This is a genomic window from Pelotomaculum sp. FP (assembly GCF_004369245.1).
Classification (GTDB): Bacteria; Bacillota; Desulfotomaculia; order Desulfotomaculales; family Pelotomaculaceae; genus Pelotomaculum_C; species Pelotomaculum_C schinkii.
In genome coordinates, this window is the sequence record NZ_QFGB01000163.1 from 1 (window position 1) to 640 (window position 640).

At 59.5% G+C, this 640-nt stretch carries 1 protein-coding gene; it reads right to left on the reverse strand.

The annotated features are described in order from the left end of the window. Window positions 1–40: 40 nt before the first annotated feature. A partial coding sequence (gene yqeB / locus Psfp_RS21190; RefSeq protein ID WP_134220481.1) for a selenium-dependent molybdenum cofactor biosynthesis protein YqeB occupies window positions 41–640 on the reverse strand: 600 nt, incomplete at its 5' end.

Consider the following 640-nt stretch of genomic DNA (forward strand, 5'->3'; position numbering starts at 1 on the left):
CTTCATTACAAATCATGTTCCTTTGCGTAATTCAATGTGTTCACTGGTTGCTGTTAAGGAAATGATATACCGCCTCCAAAACCCCTCCGCCAACAGCCAGCGCTTTATCGGAGATGGTGTCATATTCGGCGTCCTGGCGCGGGTCGATGTCACCTATCTTGGTCCCTTTGGGAACCCACAGCCCCTCTTTGAGCATGCCTCTTACCATTCCCGTCATTTCCGCATATACCGGTGTTGTTTCGACATAGGCCACCACATCTCCTTTTTCTACCTGCTCCCCGATAGAACAGCGCGGCGCCATCACTCCGTCCACCGGCGCCCTCAACAGCCTCTCCAGGGTATAGCCGTCCACCGCTCCCGGAGCGCCGGTGTCCGGAATGGCGCCGCCGCTGTAAATGGCCCGGCCCAGCCGGTGTCCCCGGCAGGTTTCTATTACCGCGTGGACGTCGACGCCGGCGGTGAAGCCCGGCCCCAGGCCGATTACCAGCGGGGCGTCCCCGATGGTGGTATCGAGATTGCGTTTGGCCATCCTCGCGTCCACCACCACCGCGGGACGCGCATCTTTTACCACGGCCGCCGCGGGGTCTACCAGCACCGGGATGACCTTTTTTTCAAGCAATGACAGGGCCTCTTCCACCGA